Consider the following 26643-nt stretch of genomic DNA (forward strand, 5'->3'; position numbering starts at 1 on the left):
GACGCAACACGAATGCCGATCATAGTAATCTATGAGGTCAGGGAGTCCAACGAATAAATCTGTCAGAGCTGACCAGAAAATCGGATCAAAAAAGGCAGCCGAGGCTGCCTGATTTTGTTAAACGTTCAGTAGCAGGAATTCACGCTCCCACGAACTAATGACTTGGTGAAAGGTTTCAAACTCAGCACGTTTAACGCCGATGTAGGCTTCAACGAACTTTTCACCCATGATTTCGCAAAGTTCCGGGCAGCTTTCAAGCAAGCGCAGCCCCTCTTCTAAGGAGCGTGCTAGCTCCACCATATCGCCCTCTTCAGCAGCAAGATCCGAGGTCGGTTTGGTAGGCTGCAGCTGCTTCTTGAGTCCGAGGTAGCCACAAGCAAGGCTTGCTGCGATGGCAAGGTAGGGGTTGCTATCAGCGCCTGGAAAACGGTTTTCGATACGGGTTGCGTCTGCAGTTGCTTCCGGTGCACGCAGGCCTGTTGTCCGGTTATCGATACCCCACTTCATGTTGACCGGGGCGGACATCTCGGGCGCAAAACGGCGATAGGAGTTAACGCTGGGTGCATAGAAGCTGATCGCATTTGGTGTGAACTTCTGTAAACCACCAACATAATGATAGAAACGTTCGCTAAAGCGGCTATCGGTTCCGGCAAAGATATTTTGCTGTGTTTCTAAGTCGATCAAGCTTTGGTGAATGTGCATCGAGCTGCCGGGTTCATGGCTCATCGGCTTCGCCATAAAAGTGGCGTAGATACCGTGCTTAATGGCAGTTTCACGCACAGTGCGCTTAAACATAAAGACTTGATCGGCTAACTCTAACGGGTCGCCATGCAGGAAGTTGATCTCTAGTTGCGCTGGGCCGGATTCGTGGATCAGTGTATCGACATTGAGCTCTAGTGCTTCGCAGTAGTCATAGAGCGTATCGATGATGGGATCAAACTCATTGACGGCATCAATGCTAAAAGACTGGCGCGCGGTTTCGCGGCGGCCCGAGCGTCCAACAGCTGGCTTTAGCTCGTAGTCTGGGTCGGTATTCTTCTGGATAAGATAGAACTCAACCTCGGGTGCGATAATCGGTTGTAAACCTTCGTCTTCATAGAGCTTGAGCACTTTACGTAGCACGGAGCGGCTCGCTAAAGGATGTAGTTCACCATCAACGGTGTAGCAATCGTTAATCACCGACGCGGTGGGCTCTCCGGCCCAAGGAACAATACGCAAGGTTGTGGCGTCTGGTGTCAGAATCATATCGCGATCGCTGGCATCGACCAGATCGTAATGGTTGTCTGCCCAGTCCCCCGTCACGGTTTGTACCAATAACGACTCGGGAATACGGCCACCTTGCTCGGAGAGAAATTTCTGTGTTGGGTAAAACTTGCCGCGGGCATTACCCGTCATGTCGGGTAGTGTAGATTCGACTTCCGTGATTGCATTTTCCTGAAGAAACCTAGCTACGGCTTCCATAAGTCACCTGTTGAGTTCTCTGCTGCTGTCAGCGTGTAGTGCACTGCTAGCGGATGGTTAAATTCGAATAAAGATTCGGTTTTACTGCTGGGGTATGGCTAATTATTAAGCACCAAAGATTTGTGTTTATCAATATAGAATGTAGCTTGTTTCGTAAAAAAAACCGAATTAAGATTCGGTTTAATGCTTTTTATACGTGGAGAGAGCCGTACTCATGATGGGCCATATTGATTCCTACTATGCAGCAACCGCGAAAGGTGTCTCTGAACATCCGAGGCTACAAGGAGAGCAAACAGCGGATGTTTGTATCGTGGGTGCTGGCTTTACTGGGCTTTCTGCGGCTTTGCATCTGGCCGAGCAAGGCCACTCGGTGGTGTTACTCGATGCCGAGCGTGTCGGGTGGGGAGCATCAGGGCGCAATGGCGGCCAAGTTTGCCAAGGTCACAATATGGATCATGATGAGCTGAGCGATTCGCTAGGTAAAGATGGCGCGGATAGGCTCTGGCAGCTCTCTCTGGAGTCGGTTGATCTAGTGAAGGCGCTCATTGCCAAGCATAAGATCGACTGCGACCTAAAATCAGGGGTGTTGCATGTGGCAAACAAAGCGGGCCATGCCAAAGAGATGCAAGCCTCGGTCCGTTACAAGCAGGATAGGCTGCGCTATAACGCAATCCGTTATGTTGATAGGCAGGAGGTTGCCGACCTGTTGGGCACAGATCATTACCATGGTGGTGAGTATTGGCAAGATGCGGCGCATCTCCATCCTTTGAACTACGCGCTAGGTCTCGCGAACGCGTGTACGCAAGCCGGTGTGGCGATCTTTGAGCAATCTCGGGTGACGGAGATACAAAAAAACGCCGCGGGTGTGGTGGTAAAAACAGCGCAAGGGCATGTGAGCGCTGCGTCGGTTGTATTGGCCTGCAATGGCTATCTGGAGAAGCTGGAACCACGCATTGCCGGTAAGATCATGCCGATCAATAATTTCATTTTGGCCACTGAGCCGTTGCCGGATACACTGGCTCACAAAATTAATCGTGACGACGTTGCGGTAGCGGACTCACGTTTTGTGATCAATTACTTCAAGCTGTCTGCGGATAATCGCTTACTTTGGGGGGGCGGAGAGAACTATACACGGCGCTTCCCCAGCGACATCAAACAGTTTGTACGCAAGCATATGTTGGAGTTTTATCCTGAGCTGCAAGATGTACAGATCGATTATGGCTGGGGCGGCACGCTAGCCATCACACTGAACCGAATGCCCCATTTTGCGCGTCTGGATCAACATACGTGGGTTGCGCAGGGATACTCTGGCCACGGTGTAGCATTAGCAACGTTGGGCGGCAAGTTGTTGGCTGAAGCGATCGGTGGGCAAAGCGAGCGCTTTGAAACCTTTACTCAGCTACCCACCCGAACCTTTCCAGGAGGCACCTTGTTGCGCTGGCCGGGATTGGTAGCGGGCATGTTATATTACGCGCTCCGCGATCGGCTGTAATGTCAGGGAAAAAGAGAGATGGTTTCGAAACGACAGGTCGTTGCCCGGCAGCAATCTCAGGAGCTGGAAGCGCGCAGTAGCCAAGTGCAAGGGCGCGCGAAGCAGCGTAACCAGCAGATTCTTGATGTTACCAATACATTATTGGAGCAGGTTGGGCTTGATGATTTAAGCACTGCTCTCATTGCCAAAGAGGTGGGAATTTCCGTCGGCGCCTTATATCACTACTACCCCAATAAGTACGCCATTCTCTATGCAATAGGTAAACAGTGGTTAGATGAGATTGAGCGTGCGCTGCTGGATATGGTGCAGTGGGATATCGAGAGCACGCCTCTGGAGACATTAGTTGATGCGATGTTGGCGAGAAACCTTAAGGTTTATCAGCGTCAGAGAGCGGTTTTAGCCTTGGTACAGGCGATGTTCTCTGTGCCCGAGCTACGTGAGCTAGATCAGCAGCACGATGCGATGGTGATCTCCTACATGGCAGAATTGTTTAAACGGATGGGGATTAAGCGCCGTATCAATGAGCGCGAGCGGCTCGCACGCCTATACCTTGAGTGCAGCCATGCCGCGTTTCTGGTGGTGGTTAATCAAAAAGGGGAGCGGGCTAAGCGGACGCTGGCAGATACCAAGTTGATGCTCTGTGCGCTATTAAAGGCCCACCTTAGCGAATAACGAAGACGTATAAAGCGAGACGATGATGCTAAACATGGATATGACTCAGCCTTTGCTGATTCACAATGCTGATCAGCCATGGTTACCCAGCCCAATGGCGGGGGTGCTGCGTCAGCCGCTAGAACGTGCGGCGGCTGAATCGGGCCATACCACCAGTATTGTGAGCTATGCCGCGGGCGCATCGTTCTCATCCCATCCGCACCCACAAGGCGAGGAGATCTTGGTGCTATCGGGCGTATTTTCTGATGAGTCAGGAGACTACCCCGCAGGTACCTATCTGCGTAACCCGCCCGGCAGTGAGCATGCGCCTTTTAGTCACGAAGGCTGTGAGATATTCGTCAAGCTGAACCAGTTTGATCCACACTATAGCGATGTTGTGCGCATAGCTGCATGGCAAGATGCGCCAATTTTGAGCCGGCAAGTACAAGAGCTACATACGAGCGCGATTGAGACCGTAAACCTAGTGCGTTTACCAGCCGGTGAAGAGTTCCTGTTGGATATTATCGGGCAGCGGATCGAAGTACTCGTGATAGCGGGAGCGCTTGAGTCGTCAGGATGGCGATGGATGGCGCGAGATTGGCTACGCATCCCGAAAAGCCAGTCGGTTTTACGTGTGACTGCGAGTACCGCGAGTTTACTGTTCATTAAACAATGGTTGTAGATAAAACCACGCGTTCTTTGTGGAAAAAGCCGATTTCTTTTCTAAGCTTGGTAGATGAAGCGCGGGGCACGGATTGATAGCCCTCGTGTTTATCTCGGCGAAAAGGAGTTTGCATATTATGTTGGAATTGAAACCCACCTGTGAGTGCTGTGGCGAAGTGCTCCCACCCAACTCTCCAAAAGCGGTCATTTGCGCTTATGAGTGCACATTTTGCCTCACTTGCGCCCGTGAGCACTTAAATCATATTTGCCCTAACCATGGCAGCAAGCTGGTTGAGCGCCCGAGCTTGCCGGTATCTGCTATGGTAAGCCCGTTGAACGGAGCTTCATCAACTTCAGCCGTTTAGTTACCAGAGAACACGAAAAAGGGCAGGATATCCTGCCCTTATTGGTTTTAACGCCACTGGCGGTGAGTGGTGGTAAAGCTTTATTGGTCTACCTTAGGTTGCGTACCTTTAACGCGCTCGCGCAAGCGTTGCATCATGACGTAGAGTGACGGAATAAACACTAAGCCGATGACCGTTGCGGCCACCATACCCGCCAGTACAACAAAGCCAATTGAGATGCGGCTTGCTGCCCCAGCGCCAGAGGCAAATACCAGCGGTAGTACACCCAAAATAAAGGATAGGGCGGTCATCAACACGGCTCTAAAGCGCAGGCTTGCTGCGTTGGCAGCCGCTTCTAGGATCGACTCGCCCTCTTCACGGCGTGCCTTGGCAAACTCCACAATCAGAATGGCAGACTTTGCAGCTAGGCCGATCAGCATCACGATACCGATCTGGGCGTAAAGGTTGTTGTCGAGAAATGGCAAAAGGTACATGGGAATCAGTGCACCAAAGAGTGCCACGACGATAGAGATCATCACCGACATAGGGATCGTCCAGCTCTCGTATTGAGCAACCAAGAACAGGTACGCGAAGAGTATCGCCAAACCCATAATCATGACTGCGTAACCGCTCGACTCTTGCTCTTGCTGTGTGGTGCCAGTCCACTCGAGTACATAGCCATCCGGTAGTACCTCGGCGGCAAGCTGTTCCAGCTCGGCGATGGCGGCACCAGAGCTGACATTATTGCTTGGCGTGGCATTTAAGTTAGCGGTACGGCGCTGGTTGAAGCGTGTTAATGACTGCGGGCCAAGTACGGTCTCGACCTGAACAAGTGAGCCAATAGGAATTTGTGCCCCACTGGTACTGCGTACATGCAATGAGGAGATATCGTCTATGTTGTCGCGGAACTGGGCATCAGCCTGCATCATGACGCGGTAGTTCTTGCCATACAGGTTGAAGTCGTTGATGTAGCTCGAACCTAAATATGACTGGAGCGTGCCAAAAAGCTCCGCTACCGGTACCCCAAGGCTTTCTGCCTTGCGACGGTCTACGATCAGCTCCAACTGAGGTACGTTGGAGGAGAAAGTGCTGAAAACCTGCGCAAACTTATCGCTTTGGTTTGCCGCAATCACCAAACTGTTCACCGCTTGAGAGAGCTCTAAAGGTGTGCCGTTATTTAAATCAAGCACTTGTGCTTCTAGGCCTCCGGCGGTACCTAACCCCGGGATAGGCGGTGGCGGAAATGCAAAGACATTAGCACCAGCAATCCCTGAGACTTTTTGGTTGATATCGCCAAGTATTTTATACCAAGCTAACGATGGATCTTGGCGCTCGTCCCAGTGGGTAAAGATGGGAATCGCGACGGCACCATTGGATGCAGCGCCGCCCAGTAGGCTGAACCCCGACACTCCAACCACCTCACGCACGCCGGGCTGCGCTTCGAGTATCTCCTCGACTTCGCTTAGCACCTCATTGGTACGATTGAGCGATGCACCATCTGGCAGCTGAATATTCACGAATACCGCACCCTTGTCCTCATAGGGAATGAAACCTGTTGGGACTGTATTGAACATATACACTACGCCTGCCGTTATTGCAGCGAGCAATCCAGCGCTAAAGAGTAGGTGGCGGTTTAAAAACGTTGCTTGTTTAAGGTAGCCAGTACGAAGGTTATCGACGCGAGCATCGAACCAATGAAAAAAGCCCCGTTCAGGTGCGTTACCCGACTTCAATAACAAAGCGCATAGCGCAGGGGACAGCGTTAATGCGTTTAGTGATGAAAACGCGACCGCCACCGAGATCGTCAGCGCGAACTCTGTGTAGAGTTTACCGGTGAGACCGGGCATAAACGCAACAGGAACAAAAACGGCCATCAAAACTAATGTGGTTGCGATAACCGGCCCAAAAACCTCTTTCATGGCAACGCGAGTTGCGTCTGGCGCACTGAGGTTGTCATCAGCCATATGCCGTTTCACGTTCTCCACCACCACAATGGCATCATCCACGACGATACCGATAGCCAGAATCAGAGCGAATAACGAGATGGTATTCACCGAGAAACCCACCACACTCAACACCGCGAAGGTGGCGATTAAAGAGACAGGGATGGTTGCCGCTGGAATCAGTGTGGCGCGCCAATCCGCTAAGAAGAGATAGGTGACCAAAATAACCAACACAAAGGTTATGCCAAGGGTTTCCACCACCTCTTTCAATGAGGCGCGTACAGCTTGGGTGGTGTCATAGGTGATTTTGTATTCCAGATCGTCAGGGAAGCGGGTGCTCAAACGCTCTAGTTCGCTGTAGATCTGATTCGCCACATCTAATGCGTTAGCACCTGGGGTCTGGTAGATCACGATAGCCGCGGAGGGGGCTCCATTCAGTCGGCTGGCCGCGCTATAGCTTTGCGAACCTAGCTCGACCCGCGCGATATCCTTCAGCCGCACGCTAGAACCATCGGGATTCGCGCGTATTAGAATGTCTTCAAAAGCGCTAGGCGAGTTCAAACGGCCTTCGGCGCGTAAGTTGTATTGGAGTTGTTGGTTGAGATCAACAGGTGCTTGCCCAATGATACCCACCGAGGCCTGAATATTTTGCTGGCGAATCGCGTTGCTGACCTCTGTAGTACTCAGATTTAGGGCGGTCATTCTGTCTGGGTCCAGCCAGATGCGCATGCCATAGTCGAGCGGGCCAAACTGGCTTGCTGAACCTACGCCATTAATACGTGCTAACTGATCCTGAATATTGATGGAGGCATAGTTGCTCAGGAATAAGCCGTCATGGGTGCCGTTGGGCGAGAACAGGTTCACGATCAAGAGCATGTCAGATGCTTGCTTACGCGTGGTGACGCCTTGGCGCACAACCTCTTGAGGTAGCAACGACTGGGCGAGCGCAACGCGGTTCTGCACGTTGACGGCGGCTTGGTCGCCATCGGTGCCAACTTTAAAGGTGATATCAAGCGTGTAGCTACCGTTATTGCTGCTCGTTGAGGACATATACAGCATGTTCTCGACGCCGTTAATCTGCGCCTCAATGGGGGCTGCGACGGCCTTTTCGATCACCTCGGCGTTTGCGCCAGGGTAGCTGGCGGTGACTTGTACTTTCGGTGGCGCGATATCAGGATATTCTGCGACGGGGAGCGCCAACAGCGCTAGCCCACCCGCGATGATCATCACAATCGAGATGACCAGTGCAAACTTGGGGCGGTTGATGAAAAACAGAGAGAACATCCTGCTTACTCCTGTGTTGGGGTAACAGGTTTGCCGGGCTTAGCCTTCTGCAAGCCCTCTACGATAACGCGATCTCCCTGATCAAGCCCAGACTTAATGGCCCATAGCCCTTCAAACTGCTCCCCTACATCAACACGGCGGATTTGGGCGATATTGTTGCGGTCAACCGCTAACACGAAGAACCCTTCACGATCTTTTTGCACGGCTGACTGCGGCACGGTGAGGGCAAATTGAGGTTGCTTCGTCTCTATTTTCACTGTTACAAACTGGCCAGGTAGCAACACATGAGCTGGATTTGGGAAGGTGGCGCGGACACCAATGGTATCAGTATTTGGATCGACTTCGGGGTCAACAAAGTTGAACTCGCCTAGATGCTCATACTGGCTACCATCTGCCAAAATCAAACGTGGCGCAAACGGCGGGTTTTCAGTGTTAATCCCTTGGCGTCTCGCATCGATGAGTAGCTTCTCACTTACGGATATCTCAACATAAATGGGATCTAAGTTAACGACGGTTGCCAATACTCCACTGGAGGGGGTTACCAGATTGCCGGTTGAAAAATTTGCTTTACCGATACGACCGGCGATGGGGCTTGTTACTTGGGTGTAGCTAAGATCGAGCTGTGCACGCTTAACGCCTGCTTGTGCTTGCAAAACACTCGCTTTGGCTTGGTCGTACTCGGCCGCTTTTTGATCGAGCTGGGCTTGGGAGACGGCGTTTCTCTTTTTCAGCGCTTGTGCGCGAGTTAACTCGGTGCGCGCGTTTTTCTGGGTGGCTTGAGCCCCAGCCAGTTGTGCTTGCGCCTGTTGTAGGGCGATTTGGTAGCTATCTTTCTCGATCAGGAAGAGTTCGCTACCTTGGGTAACGTCGGAACCTTCCACGAAGGACTGCTTCTCTAAAAAGCCGGAGACTCGCGCAAGTATGTCCACACGCTCAGTGGCTTCCACGCGGCCAACCGTCTGAAATCCGGAAGAAACCTCAACGCGCTTAACTTGATCAACCACTACGGCCGGTGCGGGTGTATCTGCCGCCCAGAGCGTTATGCTCAGCGATGTGAATAGCATTGCAGAGATAATTCTGTTAGTCATAAGCCCCTCTAACAATAGATGACGAAACGTCAGAATAAGCGCTTAGTGTACACGCTTAGAGCAAAAGTTCAGTGTTCATTCTTTAATAATGAGCAATAGCGGGAGAAATACCAGCTTAGAATAGAGATTTACATAAGAAGTGAAGATCGGCGGTGAGACCGGCACACAGGCCGGTCTCAAAAAAGTATGGTTTTAAGCGAATGCAAAACCGAGCGCAAGGAGGGCTGCAAAGGTAATAACAGCACCAATCAACGCGTAGGGGATCTGTGTTAATGCGTGCTGCATTGCGGTACATCCAGAACCCTGAGATGACAGCACCGTTGAATCACTGAAGAAACAAGCGTGGCTACCAAAAGCCGATGCAGATAGCAGAGCGCCAACGGTGAGAGGCATCGACATGTCCATGGACATGGCCATAGGAATTACGATCGGTAGCGATACCACGAAAACACCCCAGCTTGATCCTGTGGCAAATACCACAGCGGCCATGGCAGCGAATACTAGTGCCGGCAGCAGGGCGGGAGATAGCCAAGGCGTGAGGGACTCAATAATGTAAGGTGTCATGCCAAGCTGGTCATTAACGTCTTTGAGCATAAAGCCTGCACAGACCACGGCGATGGGGTGAAGCATCACTTTAAAGCCATCGAGCATGGCGTCAACTAGCTCACCAAACGACAGCAGGTTTTGCCAAAAATAGAGAATCATAGTGAAAAGAGATGCGACGAGTGCGCCTAGCAAAAGGTCGATCTCGTAGTAAACACTGGCAGCCACCAACACCGCCATCGGTAATAGAAAGTTCATCAGCCCAACAACGGGATGCGTTTTTGGTAGCTTGCCAGTATCGAAGCCATCTTGTGCGCAACCATCAGGAACCGGCTGGCCTGCTTGTGCGCGCATCTCAGCATCTTTCATTGGGCCGATGTCACCTAAAATGCCAGCTGCGACCAAAAATACCACCATTAGCGCGATCCAGCCGTAGGCCATGTAAGGGATCGCTTCGATGTAGAGAGACATCCCTTCACCCTTAGATGCCGCTCCGTTCTCTTCCAGCAAGGCTGCGAAATAGACCGCCCACGTCGAAACCGGCACCAGAATACAGACGGGCGCTGCCGTGGAGTCCACCAAGAAGGCGAGCTTCTCGCGGGAGATGCGGTAGCGGTCTGTTAGGTTTTTCATTGACGCTGAAACGGCCAGTGAGTTTAGGTAGTCATCGATAAATACCATCACGCCCAAGGTACAGGTTGTGAGCATGGTCGCGCGCTTTGACTTGATACGAGAAGCGAGCAGTTCACCAAAGCTTAAAACGCTACCGCCGCGCTCCAGCATATTGATCAAGCCGCCCATCATGCCGCACACCAGAACGATCCATGCGATCGTTTCATCCATAACAACACTCATTGAGATATCACCAAGACCGGTGATTAAGTTGCTAGGGTCGAGTAACAAGAGCCCCGCTACAATACCTGAGAAGATAGACTCGAGCGGTTTTTTGGTAATGACCGCAACGATCAAGATCAAAATAGCGGGCAATAAGCTCAGCCCGCCGTAGGGTGTTCCACTTTCATGGGTAGAAGATAGATAAACAAAACCGCCCATAATTGCGGCAAAAAACAGCACCCAGCGGCTGGTGGCACGTAACGACCGCGGGGGCAAAGCACTCGAACTCAATGTGTCGGGCGTAGCGACATCGGTATTCATAAATACACCTTGTTTATATTTGTTATAAAAGAGAAGCGTCCTTGGGTGCCTAGATTCCTAGCTTGTCCCGAAGGTCGTAATACCAAGCACCCATAGCTGTATAAGGGATGCGAAGAGCACGCCCGCCAGGGAACGGATACTGCGGCAGGCTGGCGAGCACATCGAAGCGCTCGGCTTGGTTCTGGATAGCATCGCTCAGCACTTTGCCAGCGAGATGCGAACTTGTAACGCCGTGGCCACTGTAGCCCTGAGCGTAATAGATGTTGTTTTCAATGCGGCCGAATTGCGGCAGACGCATCAGGGTTAACAGGAAGTTACCTGTCCATGCAAAGTCGACTTTAGTGCCTTTTAGCTCAGGGAAGGTTTTGAGCATCTTAGGTACGATCAGCGCTTCGATCTTGTCCGGCTCGCGCGCACCATAAGTAACGCCGCCGCCGTAGATCAGACGGCCGTCGCCAGAGATGCGGTAATAATCGAGCAGATAGTTGCAGTCTTCCACGCAGTGATCGTTTGGCAACAGTGCTTGCTGCTGATCTTTAGACAGCGGCTCCGTCGCAATGACTTGCGTACCGCAGGGCATCGATTTGCTCTCTTGCTTAGGAAGCAGGCCTGTCTGATAGGCGTTACCTGCAACAACGACAAAATCGGCTGTCACACTGCCTTGGGCCGTGCATACTGTCGCTTTGTTGCCCGGTTTAATTTCTGTGACCGCGCTATCCTCATAGATAACCCCTCCTAACGATTCCAGCGCTGCGGCTTCGCCTAGCACGAGGTTTAAGGGGTGGAAGTGGCCGCCGGAGTCGTCGAGTAGCGCGCCCTCATAACGATCTGAGCCAACGTGCTGCTGCGTTTGTGTCGCATCTAAAAGGGTGAGCTGTTTGTGACCATAGCGTTCCCACAACGCCTTTTTGCTTTCAAGCTCGCGGAACTGTTTCTTGTTGCATGCAGCGAAGATACCACCTGGCTTTAAATCGCAGTCGATACTGTAATCGCTCACGAAACGGCGCAGAATTTGTCCGCCTTCGAAGGCCATAGCGCCCATCGTAGCGGCTGTTTTTTCGCCATAGTGCTGCTCGATAAAATCGATATCACGGCTATAGCTATGGACGATTTGTCCACCGTTGCGTCCAGACGCCCCGAAACCGATGCGGCTAGCTTCAAGTACAGCGACACGAAAGCCCTGTTCTGCTAAATGAAGCGCTGTCGACATGCCGGTGAAACCAGCACCAACGATACAGACATCGACCGAAATCTCCTCGTTGAGTTGAGGACGCAGGCGAGTGTCGTTCGCTGAAGCTGCATAGTAAGATCCGGTGTGGGAAGGTTTTGCCATAATTGCTCTCTACCAATGAACAGTGTCTCGTGCGTGAACAAGCCACGCACTTGTATTGAGTTTTTAAGATAGAGCTTGGCAGGTATTAACAGCTATACCCCGAAGGGGATATTTGTAGAGATATTCTGTTATACGTAAGGAGGGTGTGTATCTCTTTGATTTATAATACAAATAAAAAAGCACGGCGTTAGCCATGCTTTTTTTGCTTACTATCGAGTCGATAGAAGCGAAGTGATAATACCGGATATTACAGCTTAGTGATGTTTTCCGCTTGTGGGCCTTTTTGGCCTTGCGTTACTTCAAACTCAACTTGCTGACCTTCAGCCAGTGTACGGTAGCCGTCACCTTGGATAGCGCTGAAGTGAGCGAAAACGTCTGGGCCGTTTTCTTGTTGAATGAAGCCGAAGCCTTTCTCTTCGTTAAACCATTTAACTGTGCCAGTAATCTTAGACATTAATTAGTCCTATAAACTCAATCTATTGGAAGTACTGAAAATGCAGTTTTGCATTAACAGCGTAAATTTTTTGGTGCAAAAGCTTTCTAGAAATTATGAATTACAGGACGAGGCACTCGTTAAAGGCTTCGCATTGAAACATAAATCGGTGAAATCTAAAGCAACGCCGAGTATAGCGAGTGATGAAATTAAGTGTCAATTCAAACTTCAGTGTATTCAGCAAACAATTTTCAGCTGGCTCAATTAGGGGCAAGCTAATGAGCTTTGCCCCATAAAAGGTCACTCGTTACAGTAGGTTATAGAGAAAGACAATCAGAACAAGAGCCGGTGAAACATAGCGCATAACGAAATGAGTCAATCGGTATACATTATCGGACTTAATCCCCACCTCATGGCGCGCGGCGTCTGGATTCATAAACCAGGCGAAGTACACCACAATAAACAAGCCTCCCAGTGGCAGCATGATATTGGCGGTCAGGTAGTCGAAAATATCAAAGAAGGTTTTCTCAGCGAAGACGGGCACAAATGACAGCGGGTGTAGGTCTGCCCAATTGTTAAACGAGAACACCGTTAGAAGCCCGACACTCCATACCAGCACGCCCGCAATCAAAGCGGCCACTTTACGGTTGATGCCCCGTTGCTCCTCCAGCCATTCAATCAAAGGCTCCAGCATTGAGATCGCCGATGTAATTGCAGCGATCAAAAGCAGAGAGAAGAACAGTGTCGCGAAGAACGTGCCAGCAGGCATCTGCCCAAACGCGATTGGCAGGGTTTGGAAGATCAAGCCAGGGCCTGCACTTGGTTCAAGTCCGTTTGCAAAAGCCAGCGGGAAGATCGCCAAACCTGCCAGCAGTGCGACAACAGTGTCGATGACTGAAACGGTGATCGCGGTACGCGCCACAGAAACTTGGCTGGGTAAGAATGAGCCATAGGCCATCATGGCGCAGGAGCCGAGGCTTAGCGTAAAGAAGGCATGACCTAACGCACTTAATATGCCCTCTGTTGTGAGCTTTGAGAAATCCGGCGTGAATAAAAAGTCGACCGCTTGCGAAAACTGGCTTGTTGACATCGCGTAGCCAACCATCACGAGCAACAGCAAGAAGAGCATGGGCATGAGGACGTTTACCGCTTTCTCCAAGCCAGAGCGAATACCCTGGGATAAGATAGCGACAACGATAAGCAAAAATACCGAATGCCAGATCATCAGTGTTTCAGGGCTGGATAGCATAGCGCCGAAGATTGCCCCAATTTTATCGCTGCCAGCACCTTCAAACTCGCCGGAGAAGGCGTGGCCGATATAAGAGAGCGACCAACCACCAATGACTGAATAGAAAGAGAGAATCAAAAACGCCGCGATCACGCCCATCCAGCCGAGGTACTTCCAGTTTTGCGAGGCGCCATCAGCACGCGCGAGCTGCTTCATCGTATTAATCGGGCTTAATCGACCACGGCGGCCGAGGCTGACTTCGGCGATCATGATGGGGATACCGATCATCGCAATACACAGCAGATAGACAACGACGAATGCGCCGCCGCCGTTCTCTCCTGTGATATACGGGAACTTCCAGATATTTCCTAAGCCCACTGCAGAGCCGGTTGCCGCTAGGATGAAAGCTAGACGCGATGACCACATGGGGCTGCCTGCGCGAGCCGCTGGGTTGATCTCGGTATGGTTGCTCACCAGATACTCCTGTTATCTCTATTCGATTAAGCCAAAGTGAGGAGCTGATGATACGAATACACAAAACCTAGCTCGCAAGCTAGCGCTGGACTACCTGATCGGCTTTGTTGGATCGCAACAAACACGACGTAGTTGTGTGTTGATCGCCCGTCTCATCTTTTGGACTCTAACTGGGAGGTCGAACACTATAGCGACTTCGTAGCCGTTGCAAGCAAAGTCGCGTGTGTTAAAAGGTTTACGCCGCAAAAGTGTAAATTATCTGCTATGCATCAGCAGGGAGGTGTTCTTTATTAGCGCCACAGATATCCGCTCACCTTCTGGCGGAGCATATAGTCCGAGAAGACATGCTCAGCAGGAGCATCGCCGCCAGCACCTAGGCAGACGTGTAATGGGAGGAGGTGCTCTTCACGTGGGTGGCAGTAGCGCGCCTCGGGTGCAGTTTCCCAATTGATCAAACGCTCGCAACGTGCGGCGTAACTGTGATTCGGCGCACAGCAGGTGTCCGTTAGCCATTGGTCAAATTGTTCGCCTCGAGCGCCATCCGCTTGGCGGTCAAAAAATACTTTCAAGTTGTGAAAGCTCAAGCCGGAACCGATGATCAAAACGCCTTTCTTGCGTAATTCGCGCAATGCTTCGCCTAGCTCAATGTGGGTTTCGGGGTTTAAATGATCTAGCAAAGATAGCTGGACGCAGGGGATATCGGCATTGGGGTAGAGCAGTGTTAAGGGCACAAACACGCCGTGATCGAGTGGGCGCAGCTCATCTTGTACCGCTAGCATCCCCTGTTGCTTTAAGAGCGCGATAACCGTTCGTGAGAGTGCCGGGCTCCCTTTGACTGGATACTCTATTTTGTAAGCCGCCTCGGGAAAGCCGTAATAATCGTGCACGATACCTGGATCTTCACTGGCCGTTACGCTGGGGACGGGGGTTTCCCAGTGCGCGCTGATGACCAGAATCGCTTTAGGCCTTGGAAGGTTAGGCGCTAGCGTTGAGAGCCAGTCCACAAACGGCTTATGGCTAGGTTCACCAAGTAGTGGCAGTGGCCCACCACCATGTGGCAGAAACAGAACAGGAGCAAGGAGGATATCTGACATATGGATGGCCTGTGTTAGCGAGGAAGGTAGCGCAGCAAAGTTGCAGGGGCAGCGCGCAGGAGTTGTTCGCGGCAGTTACGCCAGAAAACCGATAGTAGTAGCAACAAAGAGCCGATGACCATGGCGGCCAGTGCAATATTGAGCTCAATGGCACCGTAATTTTCAAACAAGCTACTCAATGTATAGATCACATAGAACAATGCAGAGACGAGCAGCGCTCTGCGATCTACCAATAACGAGATCAAGCCGATAACAAGGTAGATCGCTAATGTCGCGACTGCCGCGGTGATGCTGTTGTCCATCTCTAGCACGCCTGCGAGTAAAAAAATCGGATGGATAATCAGTGGTGAAGCGAGTAAGTGGAGCCAAAATGCCACATCAGAACGACGGGTAGTGCGCTGTAGATCTGATATATCCCAGCGCATCGCAAAGAGGAACACACCAACGCCTAAGCTAAGCATCACTATGCTTGCGAGTTGCTCCTGATCGGGGAACTCAACCAAAACAAACGAAAAGATCATAGCGACCAATGCAGCGGTACCTGCCGCAATGGTGATTGGCACCTGAAATCGCCACCAGTGCAGCGTGGCAGCGGCGGCTGCTACGCCGCTGGCCACCATAAAGCGCGCGGGCAGGTCATCAGGTATTGCGCCGCTCAGTTGCCAACCCACACCAAAACCTGCGCCAGTAAAAGCAAGCAAGAGCGCAATAGAGGGCAGGGCCATATGTCGACGCTTCGTGAAGTACTCGCTCAAACCCCATGCGCCAAAAGCGAGTAGGAGACTACCGAGCAGATCGTTTAGGGCGGTTGTTACAAAGTAGAGGGCTGTCAGTGTTAGTGCACACGCGATTAAAACGAAGATGTCGTTAAAGCCGCTGACGAGTCGGATATGCTCTTCATCGACTGATTGGGTGTGTTGCTGCTCACTGATAAAGGAACGAAAGCGGCCCACGTCTTCGGCCGTTAATACGCCTGCATCAACGGCTTGGTTTAAATCGTCATCGCTGTACACGAACTACCTCTAATGATGTGCTACTTAAACTGTGCTGATGTGATGTATTGATCAAAAGACTCACACCACACGATAACGCTATTGTATTGGCTCAGGTCGACGTTATCACCCAGTGGCACGACGAAACGATCAAAGGTCGCGATATCTCCCACTTTCAACATCTTACTTTGGTGCTCGGCAAATGCCGCTTCTGTCTCTACATACACCGGTGAGAGATAAAGCTTGTAAGCAGGGCCTGGGGCTAGCTCACCAGAGAAAGCGATCTCTTTTGCTGAGATAAACACATCGCCCTCGCCCCAGTGCAGAAAATCACTGTCGGCGCGCTCTTTACTGAATGTCGTGCGATAGGTTGCAGCCTGCTCGACTTGCTGTACCGCATTCTCCGGTGGCGCAGAGGGCGCCATTAAAATGGGCAGCATATAGATGCCGAGAGCGAAACCTGCGAGTGCTGTAGCGGTGTGTGAAACAACCAACGATAGCATTTTAAACATAGTGATCTCCTAGATGTCTTGGCACAGTCTATAGAGTAGCTCAGCTGCGGGAATGGATTGGCACCCAGATCTGTTTTGACCGCACCATAGCGGTGAATAATCGCTGTTATTTTGTGCTTCAGCAGCTTGTCGAAGTGCGGTGATCGCCGTTGAAGCAAGAGGAAAAGGCGGTGCGGCTTCATTCATGGCTCCAAGGTCCCGCATAACGCCATTGACGATACCGCGTGCAGCGCCACCGGAGAAAAGGTTGGTGAGAGCCGTATGGTTTGCGTCCTCACTTTGCAAGGCGGCGCGATGCAGTGGGCTGGTTGTGGCTTCATCGCAGAGCAGGAAGGTGGTACCTAACTGAACAGCGCAGGCACCGAGCGTAAGGGCTGCATTGATACCCTTGGAATCTGCGATGCCTCCTGCAGCAACAACGGGGCAGCTAACGGCTGCAATAACTTGGGGTAGTAAGGCGAATGTCCCCATTTGGTGTTCGACCTGTCTATCCAAAAAGTGACCGCGATGCCCGCCGGCCTCTAGGCCTTGTGCAACAATGATATCTGCGCCGTTTTGCTCCAACCATATCGCCTCGGCAGTGCTAGTGGCGGAGGAGATAACCACGCTGCCGCAGCGTTTAACTCGTTCCAATAGCGCTTTGTCTGGCAAGCCAAAGTGAAAGCTGACATAGGCTGGCTTGAAGCGCTCGAGTACCTCAGCGGCCGCTTCATTGAACGGTTGTCGTGAAGCGCCTCCCGTGAGTGTGCTGGGGTCAATATTAAACTTGGCGAAGTGCGGAGCCAGAGCTTCATGCCAGCGCGTAATCTGCTCTGGCTGAACTGTAGGTTGTGTGTGGCTAAAAAAGTTAACGTTATAGCTGTTATCGGTCGCTTCGCTGAGCGCCAGAAGTGCCTGCTCGAGTTGCTCTGTATTGAGCATCGCAGCAGGTAACGAGCCCAGCCCACCAGCATTTGAGATTGCCGCTGCTAAACGGAAATCCTGAACTCCCGCCATAGGGGCTTGAATAATAGGATACTGGGTGGCTAACGGTGCTTGCATACACACTCCTTATCTGCGCAACTTGTCTCGTTTTAGGCTGATTAGTAGAGCTAACCTATTCCTTAGTTTTCATGATCATACCGGCGTTGCAGCGAAGTAGCTATTCACAAGCCTGCCCCCTACAATGGGCAGCTTCCGTCACGTTGAGGCCATAGCATGAAGAGTTGGCTATTTTTGGTGATAGCGATTATCTCGGAGGTTGTCGCTACGTCTGCACTTAAGCAAAGTGAAGGGTTTACCAGGCTGCTGCCGTCAGGCCTTGTGGTCGTGGGCTATGGTTTGGCGTTTTACTTTCTCTCGCTCACCCTAAAGTCGATTCCTTTAGGTGTGGCGTATGCGATTTGGTCGGGTGTTGGTGTTGCGTTAATCGCATTGGTCGGTTGGTTACTGTATGGGCAGCGCCTTGATCTACCTGCACTGCTTGGGCTTGGTCTGATCGTGGCCGGTGTGTTGCTGATTAGCTTAATCTCCAAAACAACCAGCCACTAGCAGATATCGCCTAGCTGGTGGGTGCTAGTGTTCTGGCATTAAAGGTCGCTTGGCGCAACGCTGAAACGGCTGCTGTTAGGCGCATTGCTTGATCGATCGCTGCATCTGTCTCTCCGGCTTGGAGCAAGCTGCTCATATGGCTTTGATAGCAGGCATAACCGCCATTGATCATCGAAATTGCTATGCATGCATAGTGGTATGCCGTTTCGTTTTCGATCCCTAGAGAAGCGAAAGGAGGCATGGCTAGCGCCTCTAAACTGCCGCCAGCATTAGGCGCGAAGAACTGGCGACTAAAGAAGTAAGGATTGGTGACCGCCATCCGATTGAGTGCGTGCTCTAGCGCGTATTGCTCGTCTGATTGCAGTGTTTCGATATGGCGTGAGATCAACTGCACCACCGCATCATCTTTGCTGGCTAACGCGGCTGCCCACACGATCCAGCGGCGATATGTTGGTTGCAGGTGTGTTTCATTTAGTGCAGCAGATTGAAAGAGCGCGACCTGATGTTCGGCTGTTGTGTGCAGAAGCTCCATACGCCTCTCCTTTGTTGTCTTTGGTACGCTCAGCTTAACCTAATCAGGCCTCGATTGGGTGCCGTGCTTTTCTAAACCGCTGTTTCATCAGGTAAGGCGCCAGTAGCGTGGTATAGACAATAACGACGATGAGCGCGGTGTAAACGTCGTTATCAAATACGCCCGCTGTTGCGCCGATCCCCGCAAATATTAGCCCTACCTCTCCTCTAGGCATCATTGCAATACCGATAATAAGGCGGCGCTGCAATGGCTCCTTGAGCAGCATGGCTCCGGTGAATTTAGCCAGTATCGCGACAGCTAGCAGGCTGATAGACAGATACCAAAATAGCGGCGAGCTCCAATCAACGGTGGTGAGGTCGAGTGATAGCCCCACGGTGACAAAGAAGATCGGCGTGAACAGTTGAATAATGGGCAGCATCTGGCGCTCGATCTTGTGTGAAAAAGCGGGTTGAGCGTGCATCGATAGGCCAAACGGTAGGAAAAAACGGCGCGAAAGAGCGATACCAGCAGCGAAACCGCCCAATAACTCCGGTGCGCCTGCCTCATGTGCCGCCCATGCAAAGAAGAGCACCAATGATACGATGGTGGTGGGTATCAGGCCCGGGTTATCAATACGGGTATCGAGGTGTTGAATAACGCTGGACATAAGCCGCGCTAATATGGGTGCTAACAGAAAAAAACTACCAACAAAGATCATCACCTTAGCGGTATTGGCCCAGTTAACGGCCCCCGAAACGGTAAAGTCATAGAGCAGCGCGAGTAATATAACGCCCAACACATCATCCAATACGGCTGCACCTAACGTGATTTGTCCTTCGCGGCTGTTGTGCCTATTAAGGTCCGTCAAGGCGCGAACCGTCACGCCGATGCTGGTGGCGGTGAGGGTGCCGCCAATGAAAAGGGCGACCAAATAGGGCAGATCAAATAGATAGTAGGCGAGACAGAAGCCAGCGATTAATGGCGCAAAAAAACCGCCCAGTGCAACGATGGTTGACTCTTTCCCTGCGCTAATCAGCTTTTCGACATCGGTTTCCATACCCACTTGGAAAAGCAGCAAGATAACCCCGACCTCGGCAAATAGGTGTATTAGCTCATGGTTCTCCACCCACCCAAATAGGCTAGGGCCAATAACAATGCCAGCGACCAGCTCACCTATGACTGGCGGGGCTCCGATGGCTGCTGCCAGCTCCCCAAAGATGCGTGCCGAGACCAGAATAATAAGTAAAGCAAGTAAAAACTGATGTGCTTCCATAGAGCCTCCATGGCATCCCTAGAGCGTGTTACAGAGCCATAGTATCACTGAGTATTAGAATTTGTTTATATTGATATCTAGGACGATCTGTTTCTTGCCTTTGCTCAATACACCGCTGTATATCGAGCAGCATGCCATGCGTTAGTGATGTTCTGGTTACGGGTTCATAATCACTTAATATCTACTGAAAGTGTGTTAACATCGCGCTATCTTGTTGAAAAAAATAACTATATTGAGATCCCTTTGTGTGGTTCGTTTATCTCCTCGAATGTGCTGATAAAACACTCTATGCCGGAATCACGACAGATTGTGAGCGGCGGGTAGAAGAGCACAACCACGACCCTCGGAAAGGTGCCAAATACACACGCGCAAGGCGTCCGGTTGCTCTGGTATGGTCAGAAAAGCAACCGACTCGTGCGGAGGCGACGCGGCGTGAGTTGGCCATTAAACGTTTAAGCCGAGCTAAGAAACTAGCGCTAATCGCAAATCTCAATAACTAATGTGTCATCGCAGGGCAGCGTATACCGCTTGCCTTAGTGATTGCTTTGGCGCGTGAATTAAAGCTTTTACACCTGTTGTGTATAGGGTTATACGAAAGTATTATCGGTCAGGTTCCAAACCAGTCAATGGAGTAGTTAATGAGCAGGCAATACACAGGATCGATTCGTAGCAAAGTTATTATGATCACTTTGGTCTGTACGACAGCGATTCTCGCCGCAGTCGGCGTCTATGATGCGCTGGAGGTGGTCGCCAAGGAGGAAGCTCAACTGGAAGACCGTGCAAATGTAACGGCCCAACGGATTGCGCGTCACCTGACCATCCCTGTGTGGAATTTGGATAAAGAGCGTATTGATGCTTCGATTGAAGCTGAAATGCTTGAGCCCAGTGTGTTAGCGATTGTGGTGCACGATAGCGACGGGAAAGATGTGATGGGCGCTAAGGAGCGCGATTACAATTGGGAGATAATCGGCTCGTCCGGCACTGTTCAGACCGGTGCGTTCGCTATCTCCGATGCGCCAGTGTTCTACGAGGACAAAGCGATTGGTTCGGTCTCGGTCTATATCAGCGACCGTTTTGTCAAAGAGGACATTCAGTTCCAAGTGATACTGGAAGTGGTGCGTGTTGTAGCACTGAACCTAGTTATTTTTGTGATCTTGGTGCTGTTGCTCGGTAAGTTTTTGATCACGCCGATTCGTCGCTTGGCGGAGCAGGCGAGCGAGATCAGCTCAGGGCGTTTAAATACAGTCATCGATATCTCCAGCAATGATGAGATCGGCCTACTGGCTGATTCGCTATCGCGTATGCAGCGTAGCCTCTCCGTTGCGTTCAAGAAGATTCGCCAAGCGAATAAAGCGCGGGAGCAATAACGTGATGCGTCGTCTACTTTGTGTTGCACTGCTATTGCTCAGCAGTCTATCGACAGTGGCTCAGGATACAGCCGGTGCTGCGCAGGACGACGCTGCTGCGAGCTACCCACCCATTGTGCTGGTGACGGAAAACTACCCTCCTTTTAATATGTTGGCACGTAACGGCCAGATTACCGGGATCTCAACCGATATCGTGCGTGCGCTGATGGAGCGCAACCAGATTCAAAACGAACTGTCGCTGCTGCCGTGGAATCGTGCTTATAACCAAGCGCAAACTGAGGTGAATACGGGAGTTTACTCCACCACACGCACCGAAGAGCGTGAAGCTTTGTTTAAGTGGGTGAGCCCATTAACGGAGAACAAGTGGGTGTTTCTTGCCATGTCTGATAGCGACATTAAGATTAGCTCGCTCGAAGAGGCAAAGCAGTATCGTATTGGAGCCTACCGCGGTGATGCGACTGCACTGTTCTTAGCCGATCAAGGGTTTGAACTAGATTTGGTGCGTCGCGATGAACTAAACGCCCGTAAGCTTGCGCGCGGGCGCATCGATTTATGGGCCACAGGACACTTGTTAGGGCCTTATCTTGCCAAAAAAGAGGGCGTTGGGGCACTCAAAGAGGTGCTGACCTTCAAGCGTACGGTTATGGGTATCGCATTTCACCCAGATACGCCCTCGTCGCTGATTGATCTTCTGAATAGTAGCCTTAAAGAGATGTATCGAGACGGCTCTATCGACCAGATTACCGCAAAATATCGTTAGTACAGCAAAGATGGATGGCTCCATCTTTTATTTTCGATATGTTATGTTATAACGAATTGAAAATCTTAACGTGCTGGAATGAAAACGATGAAACAGTTATGTGTTTTAGGGTCTTGTTTACTGGTTGGTTTTGCTGCTAGTGCAGCTTCTGCGAGCGATGCTCATGAGCATGGCATTGCTGAGTTAAATGCTGCGTTTGAGGGCAAGCGCCTCGATATCATGTTTAAGTCGCCAGCTGATACGATTGTGGGTTTTGAACATGAAGTCAAAAACGAGGCACAACACAAGCAAGTGATTGCGGCGGTTCAACAGTTGCGTGATGGCTACCAAAACATTCTGTTGCCCGACGCTGCCCTGTGTATTCTTAAGCATGCTAATGTTGAGCAGACCTTAGTGGCGATGTCTGATGACCATGACCATGACACGCATGAGAAGCACGGCCATGAAGATAAGCACGGCCATGATGAAAATATGGCAGCTTCTGACGACCACGACCACGACCACGACCACGACCACGACCACGACCACGACCACGACCACGATAAACACCAAGATCATGGCGGTCACAGCGACTTTATGGTTGAGTATACGTTCGAATGCCAAAAACCGAAGGAACTCAACAGCCTGCAGGTGGGTCTGTTTAACCACTATCCAGCCCTAGAAACCGTTCGTTATCAAGCTATTGGTATCAGCGGCCAGAAGGGCGGAGAAGTAAACAGCGCAACAGCGAGTATCTCCCTGAAATAGAGAACGATATGGCAGCGATCTCCATCGAGGCGCTGAGCTTTGCATGGGCTCAGCAGTCGCCGGTTATTGATATCCCTTCATGCAATATTGCTGCGGGAGAGATGGTTTTTTTACAAGGACCATCCGGCAGCGGGAAAAGCACTTTGCTCAACTTGATGACGGGAATGTTAGTCCCGCAGCAGGGGCTGATCAGGGTCGGGGACACCGCGTTGAGCCAGCTAAACTCGGTGGCAAGAGACCGCTTCCGCGCTGATCATATCGGTTTTATTTTTCAATCACTTAACCTGCTGTCATACCTGTCGATTGAGGATAACGTGCAGCTGGCCTGCCGCGTTTCGAAGCAGCGGCGGCAGCGCGCAATAGCACGCTTTGGCTCGGTTCGCAGCGCGTGTACATCGCTGCTTAGCTCATTGGGCCTTGCGGAACTTGTTGATGAAAAGCGACCGGTTAGCCAGCTCTCGGTAGGTCAGCAGCAGCGCGTGGCCATAGCTCGCGCGTTGATTGGTGCCCCGGAGTTGATCATTGCAGATGAGCCAACCTCCGCACTCGATACTGCCTCGGCACAGCGTTTCGTTGCATTGCTCCAAGCTGAGGTGAAAGCTGCGGATGCGACCTTGATTTTAGTGAGTCATGATGAGCGACTGGCCCCCCAGTTTGATCGAGTTATTCAGTTAGCTGATATCAATCAGGCTTCACAAACGGTGGGTGGTGTTTATGTTGATTAAAGAGGCGGTTGCCAGTAGCTGGAGCCGCCGTGGCACGTTGGCTTTTATCGTCCTAACCATTGCCCTCAGTGTTGCTCTGCTCATCGGTGTTGAAAAAGTACGGGAAGAGGTTCGCGCCAGCTTTGACCGCTCGATCGCCGGTACAGACCTTATTGTTGGAGCACGCGGTGGCGAGTTACAGCTGTTGCTGTACTCAGTGTTTCACATTGGGCAGGCTACTCGAAATATCAGCTGGGATAGTTACCAGAAGATCGCAGCTAATCGTTATGTCGAGTGGGCTGAGCCGATCTCTTTGGGTGACTCCCATCGTGGTTATCGTGTAGTGGGTGCTGCGCCGTCCTTTTTTGAGCATATCCGTATTGGTCGTGATACCGCATTGGGCTTTAGCCAAGGTGCCCCTTATAAAGACCTTTATGATGTCGTGCTCGGCGCCGAGGTGGCTAAGGTACTCGGTTATCAGTTGGGCGAGCAGATAGTTTTGTCCCATGGTATGGGCAAGAAGAGCTTCTCTGATCACAAGGATAAGCCGTTTCGTATCGTGGGTATCTTGGCAGGTACAGGGACTCCAGTAGATCGCTCCTTGTTTGTCAGCAATGAGGCGATTACAGCTATTCATGTCGGCTGGGAAGCGGGCGTACCCATCGCTGGGATGCAGCAATCGGCGGAGGATGTGCGCAAGCTCTCCCTTACGCCTAAAGATGTCACCGCCGTGCTGGTTGGGGTGAAATCGAAGCTTGGTACATTCCACCTTCAGCGCCAGATTAATAGCTATCGCAAAGAACCTTTACAAGCTATTTTGCCTGGCGCTGCCTTACAGCAGCTTTGGGAGCTGCTACGTAATGTCGAGAGTGCGCTGCTGATCGTCTCGGCCTGCGTTGTCGTTGCCGGTTTGATCGGTATGTTAGCGGTCTTGCTGACCAGCCTTAGTGCGCGGCGCCGTGAGCTGGCGATATTTCGTGCTGTGGGCGCAAGACCGTGGCACATCGTGTTTATGCTGGTGCTTGAATCGGCGCTGGTCTCTTTTGTCGGTGCATTGTTGGGCTTATTAGCCGCCATACTGGGGCTTTATCTTCTATCGCCTGTGCTTGAAGATATGGGGCTTTATCTTGAAAGCTATTACCCCTCTTGGGAGTACTTAACGCTGCTTCTTATGGTCGTGGCTGCAGGTGGTCTGACAGGTATCTGGCCGGGGTTACAAGCGTACCGACTTTCTGCCGCAGATGGGTTATCCTCTCGCTAGTTATCATGATTAGGAGAGTCTTTGTGGGATATCCAAGGGCGTTGTTTTGCCTATTTGCTGTATTTTTGCTGGCTACTACGCGCTTCGTTGTAGCCGCAGATGAGACGCCAGCAACCGTGAATGGTGAAGTAGTTGAAGTGCTTGAGTGGGATCACCTGATGCCTGCTGACTTTACGCTTGAGGGCATTATCGATGTCGAAGAGTTTAGCGCACTAGATGATCTTGACCCGCGCGCTGCTGAGCTGATGGATCAGCTACAGATTGCGTTGCAATCTGCGCCGATCGTGCCTGAAATGGATGGAAAAATGGCGAAAGTCCCCGGCTTTGTCGTGCCCATCGAAGGGGAGGGGCGTGTTATCTATAAGTTCTTTTTAGTCCCTTACTTTGGTGCTTGTATTCACACGCCGCCACCGCCATCCAATCAAATTATCTACGTTGAGTATGAGCCGGGCGTTACGCTAGAGAGCATTTATGATGCCGTGTGGGTGACTGGTAAGTTGAAAACCGAAACCTTCAGTCATGAGTTGGCGTCGTCTGGCTATGGCATGGAAGCATTTCGTATCGAGCCATACGAGTACTAGATCGTTTTAGCAGTGCTTTTCGGTATACTGGAGACTGTTTTTTTCACCGGGAAGCACACGCTGTAATGAACTACCCAGAGACGAAGTTACCGAAAGTCGGTACCACTATTTTCACGCAAATGTCGCAATTAGCGGCACAACATAATGCGCTTGATCTTTCCCAAGGTTTCCCTGACTTCGATGGGCCGACAGCACTGCTCGACGCTGTGGGGCACCACATCTCGTCAGGTGCGAACCAATATGCGCCAATGGCTGGTGTGCCAGCATTGCGCGAGGCCATTGCAGAGAAAGTCAGCCGCTTTTACGGTGGTCACTACTGCGCAGAGCGCGAGATTACAATCACCTCCGGTGCCACAGAAGCGTTATTTGCAGCGATCTCTGCGGTGGTTCGTACCGGTGATGAAGTCATTATGTTTGATCCGGCCTACGATAGTTATGAGCCTGCGGTAGAGATTAATGGCGGGACAACCGTTCGCCTGCAGCTCTTGGCGCCACACTTTAAGGTCGACTGGCAAGCCGTACGCGATGCTATAACCGCTAAGACGCGGCTGATTATTCTTAACTCGCCGCACAACCCAACCGGTACCACGCTATCCAAGCACGATCTAGATACGCTGGCGGATATGCTCGCCAACACAGATATTTTAGTTCTCAGTGATGAGGTGTATGAGCACATCGTCTTTGATGGTGAGCAACATCAGAGTGTGGCTGGGCATGAAGCCCTGCGGGAGCGCAGCTTTGTGGTGTCTTCTTTTGGTAAGACATATCACATTACCGGGTGGAAAGTGGGCTACTGCCTAGCGCCTGCAGCGCTCTCTGCAGAGCTTAGAAAAGTCCATCAATATCTGACATTCGCCATATCTACACCCATGCAGTTGGCTATCGCTGACTATATGGCTGATGCGCCAAATTATGGCTTTGAACTCCCCGCTTTTTATCAACAAAAACGTGATCTTTTTTGTCGTTTGATGGCGCCTAGCCGCTTTGAGCTGCTACCAACGCAAGGCACCTATTTCCAACTTGTTGATTATCGTGCCATTAAAGATGTGCCGGATATCGAGTTTTGCCAGTGGTTAATCGAACATGCGGGGGTTGTGGCTATACCGATTTCGGTGTTCTACCAAACACCGCCTGATACACGTATTGTGCGTTTTTGCTTCGCCAAAGGCGAAGCGACCTTAAAAGCGGCTGCTGAGCGTTTAGTTACTTTATAGAGGGA

The 26643-nt window shown here is 51.3% G+C and carries 26 protein-coding genes; 13 read left to right on the forward strand and 13 right to left on the reverse strand.

The genetic code is table 11. The features are described 5' to 3' along the window. Nucleotides 1-117: 117 nt before the first annotated feature. Nucleotides 118-1461, reverse strand: coding sequence for a glutamine synthetase family protein (locus E4L36_RS05580; RefSeq protein ID WP_127695435.1), 1344 nt, complete (start codon nt 1459-1461; stop codon nt 118-120). A 214-nt stretch (nt 1462-1675) separates the two neighbouring features. Between E4L36_RS05580 and E4L36_RS05585 the strand changes: the two genes are divergently transcribed. The 4 genes from E4L36_RS05585 to E4L36_RS05600 all read left to right on the forward strand — a co-directional run bounded on the left by E4L36_RS05585 (nt 1676) and on the right by E4L36_RS05600 (nt 4632). Continuing rightward, nucleotides 1676-2953, forward strand: coding sequence for an FAD-binding oxidoreductase (locus E4L36_RS05585; RefSeq protein WP_206064514.1), 1278 nt, complete (start codon nt 1676-1678; stop codon nt 2951-2953). Between the two features lie 18 nt (nt 2954-2971). Next, nucleotides 2972-3625, forward strand: a complete 654-nt coding sequence (locus E4L36_RS05590; protein ID WP_136679676.1) for a TetR/AcrR family transcriptional regulator — start codon at nt 2972-2974, stop codon at nt 3623-3625. A 25-nt stretch (nt 3626-3650) separates the two neighbouring features. After that, the gene (locus tag E4L36_RS05595; protein ID WP_136680036.1) at nt 3651-4286 is read left to right on the forward strand and encodes a cupin domain-containing protein; all 636 of its coding nucleotides are present in this window, start codon (nt 3651-3653) and stop codon (nt 4284-4286) included. Between the two features lie 118 nt (nt 4287-4404). Then, nucleotides 4405-4632, forward strand: a complete 228-nt coding sequence (locus E4L36_RS05600; RefSeq protein WP_136679678.1) for a DUF1272 domain-containing protein — start codon at nt 4405-4407, stop codon at nt 4630-4632. An 80-nt stretch (nt 4633-4712) separates the two neighbouring features. On the opposite strand, the gene E4L36_RS05605 is transcribed toward E4L36_RS05600, so the two are convergent. The 10 genes from E4L36_RS05605 to E4L36_RS05650 form a co-directional block, all read right to left on the reverse strand. Continuing rightward, nucleotides 4713-7838 (reverse strand): multidrug efflux RND transporter permease subunit, encoded by a 3126-nt coding sequence (locus E4L36_RS05605; RefSeq protein WP_136679680.1) that lies wholly within the window; start codon nt 7836-7838, stop codon nt 4713-4715. A gap of 5 nt (nt 7839-7843) precedes the next feature. Then, a complete protein-coding gene (locus tag E4L36_RS05610; protein ID WP_240770678.1) occupies nt 7844-8926 on the reverse strand; it encodes an efflux RND transporter periplasmic adaptor subunit in 1083 nt (360 codons plus the stop codon). Nucleotides 8927-9118: 192 nt separating this feature from the next. After that, the gene (locus tag E4L36_RS05615; protein WP_136679682.1) at nt 9119-10624 is read right to left on the reverse strand and encodes a Na+/H+ antiporter NhaC family protein; all 1506 of its coding nucleotides are present in this window, start codon (nt 10622-10624) and stop codon (nt 9119-9121) included. A gap of 49 nt (nt 10625-10673) precedes the next feature. Continuing rightward, nucleotides 10674-11957, reverse strand: a complete 1284-nt coding sequence (locus E4L36_RS05620) for an FAD-binding oxidoreductase (protein ID WP_136679684.1) — start codon at nt 11955-11957, stop codon at nt 10674-10676. A gap of 247 nt (nt 11958-12204) precedes the next feature. After that, nucleotides 12205-12411, reverse strand: coding sequence for a cold-shock protein (locus tag E4L36_RS05625; RefSeq protein WP_127695419.1), 207 nt, complete (start codon nt 12409-12411; stop codon nt 12205-12207). 286 nt (nt 12412-12697) lie between these two features. Next, the gene (locus E4L36_RS05630; RefSeq protein ID WP_136680038.1) at nt 12698-14044 is read right to left on the reverse strand and encodes a sodium-dependent transporter; all 1347 of its coding nucleotides are present in this window, start codon (nt 14042-14044) and stop codon (nt 12698-12700) included. Between the two features lie 338 nt (nt 14045-14382). Continuing rightward, nucleotides 14383-15186 (reverse strand): class III extradiol ring-cleavage dioxygenase, encoded by an 804-nt coding sequence (locus E4L36_RS05635; protein WP_136679686.1) that lies wholly within the window; start codon nt 15184-15186, stop codon nt 14383-14385. A gap of 14 nt (nt 15187-15200) precedes the next feature. After that, the gene (locus tag E4L36_RS05640; protein WP_136679688.1) at nt 15201-16199 is read right to left on the reverse strand and encodes a hypothetical protein; all 999 of its coding nucleotides are present in this window, start codon (nt 16197-16199) and stop codon (nt 15201-15203) included. A gap of 20 nt (nt 16200-16219) precedes the next feature. Next, the gene (locus E4L36_RS05645) at nt 16220-16690 is read right to left on the reverse strand and encodes a DM13 domain-containing protein (protein WP_127695413.1); all 471 of its coding nucleotides are present in this window, start codon (nt 16688-16690) and stop codon (nt 16220-16222) included. 9 nt (nt 16691-16699) lie between these two features. After that, the gene (locus tag E4L36_RS05650; RefSeq protein ID WP_136679690.1) at nt 16700-17731 is read right to left on the reverse strand and encodes a nitronate monooxygenase; all 1032 of its coding nucleotides are present in this window, start codon (nt 17729-17731) and stop codon (nt 16700-16702) included. 156 nt (nt 17732-17887) lie between these two features. On the opposite strand from E4L36_RS05650, the gene E4L36_RS05655 reads away from it, so the two are divergent. Further along, entirely contained in the window at nt 17888-18220 is a 333-nt protein-coding gene (locus E4L36_RS05655; protein WP_136679692.1) for a multidrug efflux SMR transporter, read from the forward strand. Nucleotides 18221-18230: 10 nt separating this feature from the next. Here the strand turns inward: E4L36_RS05655 and E4L36_RS05660 are convergent, their stop codons facing one another. Both E4L36_RS05660 and E4L36_RS05665 read right to left on the reverse strand, forming a co-directional pair. Beyond that, entirely contained in the window at nt 18231-18752 is a 522-nt protein-coding gene (locus tag E4L36_RS05660) for a hypothetical protein (protein WP_136679694.1), read from the reverse strand. A 43-nt stretch (nt 18753-18795) separates the two neighbouring features. Continuing rightward, nucleotides 18796-20004, reverse strand: coding sequence for a cation:proton antiporter (locus E4L36_RS05665; RefSeq protein ID WP_136679695.1), 1209 nt, complete (start codon nt 20002-20004; stop codon nt 18796-18798). Nucleotides 20005-20249: 245 nt separating this feature from the next. Between E4L36_RS05665 and E4L36_RS05670 the strand changes: the two genes are divergently transcribed. The 8 genes from E4L36_RS05670 (at nt 20250) to E4L36_RS05705 (ending at nt 26638) form a co-directional block, all read left to right on the forward strand. Next, nucleotides 20250-20504, forward strand: a complete 255-nt coding sequence (locus E4L36_RS05670; RefSeq protein ID WP_136679697.1) for a GIY-YIG nuclease family protein — start codon at nt 20250-20252, stop codon at nt 20502-20504. Between the two features lie 138 nt (nt 20505-20642). After that, nucleotides 20643-21371, forward strand: coding sequence for a HAMP domain-containing protein (locus tag E4L36_RS05675; protein WP_136679699.1), 729 nt, complete (start codon nt 20643-20645; stop codon nt 21369-21371). 4 nt (nt 21372-21375) lie between these two features. Further along, complete coding sequence (locus tag E4L36_RS05680; protein ID WP_169051484.1) at nt 21376-22131, forward strand: transporter substrate-binding domain-containing protein; 756 nt, start codon at nt 21376-21378, stop codon at nt 22129-22131. 78 nt (nt 22132-22209) lie between these two features. Then, nucleotides 22210-22878: a DUF2796 domain-containing protein gene (locus tag E4L36_RS05685; RefSeq protein WP_136679703.1), complete on the forward strand. Its 669-nt coding sequence runs from the start codon at nt 22210-22212 to the stop codon at nt 22876-22878. A gap of 8 nt (nt 22879-22886) precedes the next feature. Next, nucleotides 22887-23603, forward strand: coding sequence for an ABC transporter ATP-binding protein (locus E4L36_RS05690; RefSeq protein WP_136679705.1), 717 nt, complete (start codon nt 22887-22889; stop codon nt 23601-23603). Beyond that, entirely contained in the window at nt 23593-24843 is a 1251-nt protein-coding gene (locus tag E4L36_RS05695; RefSeq protein ID WP_136679706.1) for an ABC transporter permease, read from the forward strand. The genes E4L36_RS05690 and E4L36_RS05695 overlap by 11 nt, the downstream gene beginning before the upstream one ends. A gap of 23 nt (nt 24844-24866) precedes the next feature. Then, complete coding sequence (locus tag E4L36_RS05700) at nt 24867-25424, forward strand: DUF3299 domain-containing protein (RefSeq protein WP_240770679.1); 558 nt, start codon at nt 24867-24869, stop codon at nt 25422-25424. Between the two features lie 65 nt (nt 25425-25489). Beyond that, nucleotides 25490-26638: a pyridoxal phosphate-dependent aminotransferase gene (locus tag E4L36_RS05705; RefSeq protein WP_136679709.1), complete on the forward strand. Its 1149-nt coding sequence runs from the start codon at nt 25490-25492 to the stop codon at nt 26636-26638. The last annotated feature ends 5 nt before the right edge of the window (nt 26639-26643 follow it).

Origin of the sequence: Neptunomonas sp. XY-337, from assembly GCF_004959845.1 — a bacterium.
Taxonomy (GTDB): Bacteria; Pseudomonadota; Gammaproteobacteria; order Pseudomonadales; family Balneatricaceae; genus Neptunomonas; species Neptunomonas marina.

Excerpts from the sequence above, each read along its gene's own strand:
- E4L36_RS05580 (WP_127695435.1), bottom strand. The coding sequence starts at position 1,461 with ATGGAAGCCGTAGCTAGGTTTCTTCAGGAAAATGCAATCACGGAAGTC.
- E4L36_RS05585 (WP_206064514.1), top strand. The coding sequence starts at position 1,676 with ATGATGGGCCATATTGATTCCTACTATGCAGCAACCGCGAAAGGTGTC.
- E4L36_RS05590 (WP_136679676.1), top strand. The coding sequence starts at position 2,972 with ATGGTTTCGAAACGACAGGTCGTTGCCCGGCAGCAATCTCAGGAGCTG.
- E4L36_RS05595 (WP_136680036.1), top strand. The coding sequence starts at position 3,651 with ATGCTAAACATGGATATGACTCAGCCTTTGCTGATTCACAATGCTGAT.
- E4L36_RS05600 (WP_136679678.1), top strand. The coding sequence starts at position 4,405 with ATGTTGGAATTGAAACCCACCTGTGAGTGCTGTGGCGAAGTGCTCCCA.
- E4L36_RS05605 (WP_136679680.1), bottom strand. The coding sequence starts at position 7,838 with ATGTTCTCTCTGTTTTTCATCAACCGCCCCAAGTTTGCACTGGTCATC.
- E4L36_RS05610 (WP_240770678.1), bottom strand. The coding sequence starts at position 8,926 with ATGACTAACAGAATTATCTCTGCAATGCTATTCACATCGCTGAGCATA.
- E4L36_RS05615 (WP_136679682.1), bottom strand. The coding sequence starts at position 10,624 with ATGAATACCGATGTCGCTACGCCCGACACATTGAGTTCGAGTGCTTTG.
- E4L36_RS05620 (WP_136679684.1), bottom strand. The coding sequence starts at position 11,957 with ATGGCAAAACCTTCCCACACCGGATCTTACTATGCAGCTTCAGCGAAC.
- E4L36_RS05625 (WP_127695419.1), bottom strand. The coding sequence starts at position 12,411 with ATGTCTAAGATTACTGGCACAGTTAAATGGTTTAACGAAGAGAAAGGC.
- E4L36_RS05630 (WP_136680038.1), bottom strand. The coding sequence starts at position 14,044 with ATGTGGTCATCGCGTCTAGCTTTCATCCTAGCGGCAACCGGCTCTGCA.
- E4L36_RS05635 (WP_136679686.1), bottom strand. The coding sequence starts at position 15,186 with ATGTCAGATATCCTCCTTGCTCCTGTTCTGTTTCTGCCACATGGTGGT.
- E4L36_RS05645 (WP_127695413.1), bottom strand. The coding sequence starts at position 16,690 with ATGTTTAAAATGCTATCGTTGGTTGTTTCACACACCGCTACAGCACTC.
- E4L36_RS05650 (WP_136679690.1), bottom strand. The coding sequence starts at position 17,731 with ATGCAAGCACCGTTAGCCACCCAGTATCCTATTATTCAAGCCCCTATG.
- E4L36_RS05655 (WP_136679692.1), top strand. The coding sequence starts at position 17,888 with ATGAAGAGTTGGCTATTTTTGGTGATAGCGATTATCTCGGAGGTTGTC.
- E4L36_RS05660 (WP_136679694.1), bottom strand. The coding sequence starts at position 18,752 with ATGGAGCTTCTGCACACAACAGCCGAACATCAGGTCGCGCTCTTTCAA.
- E4L36_RS05665 (WP_136679695.1), bottom strand. The coding sequence starts at position 20,004 with ATGGAAGCACATCAGTTTTTACTTGCTTTACTTATTATTCTGGTCTCG.
- E4L36_RS05675 (WP_136679699.1), top strand. The coding sequence starts at position 20,643 with ATGAGCAGGCAATACACAGGATCGATTCGTAGCAAAGTTATTATGATC.
- E4L36_RS05680 (WP_169051484.1), top strand. The coding sequence starts at position 21,376 with ATGCGTCGTCTACTTTGTGTTGCACTGCTATTGCTCAGCAGTCTATCG.
- E4L36_RS05685 (WP_136679703.1), top strand. The coding sequence starts at position 22,210 with ATGAAAACGATGAAACAGTTATGTGTTTTAGGGTCTTGTTTACTGGTT.
- E4L36_RS05690 (WP_136679705.1), top strand. The coding sequence starts at position 22,887 with ATGGCAGCGATCTCCATCGAGGCGCTGAGCTTTGCATGGGCTCAGCAG.
- E4L36_RS05695 (WP_136679706.1), top strand. The coding sequence starts at position 23,593 with ATGTTGATTAAAGAGGCGGTTGCCAGTAGCTGGAGCCGCCGTGGCACG.
- E4L36_RS05705 (WP_136679709.1), top strand. The coding sequence starts at position 25,490 with ATGAACTACCCAGAGACGAAGTTACCGAAAGTCGGTACCACTATTTTC.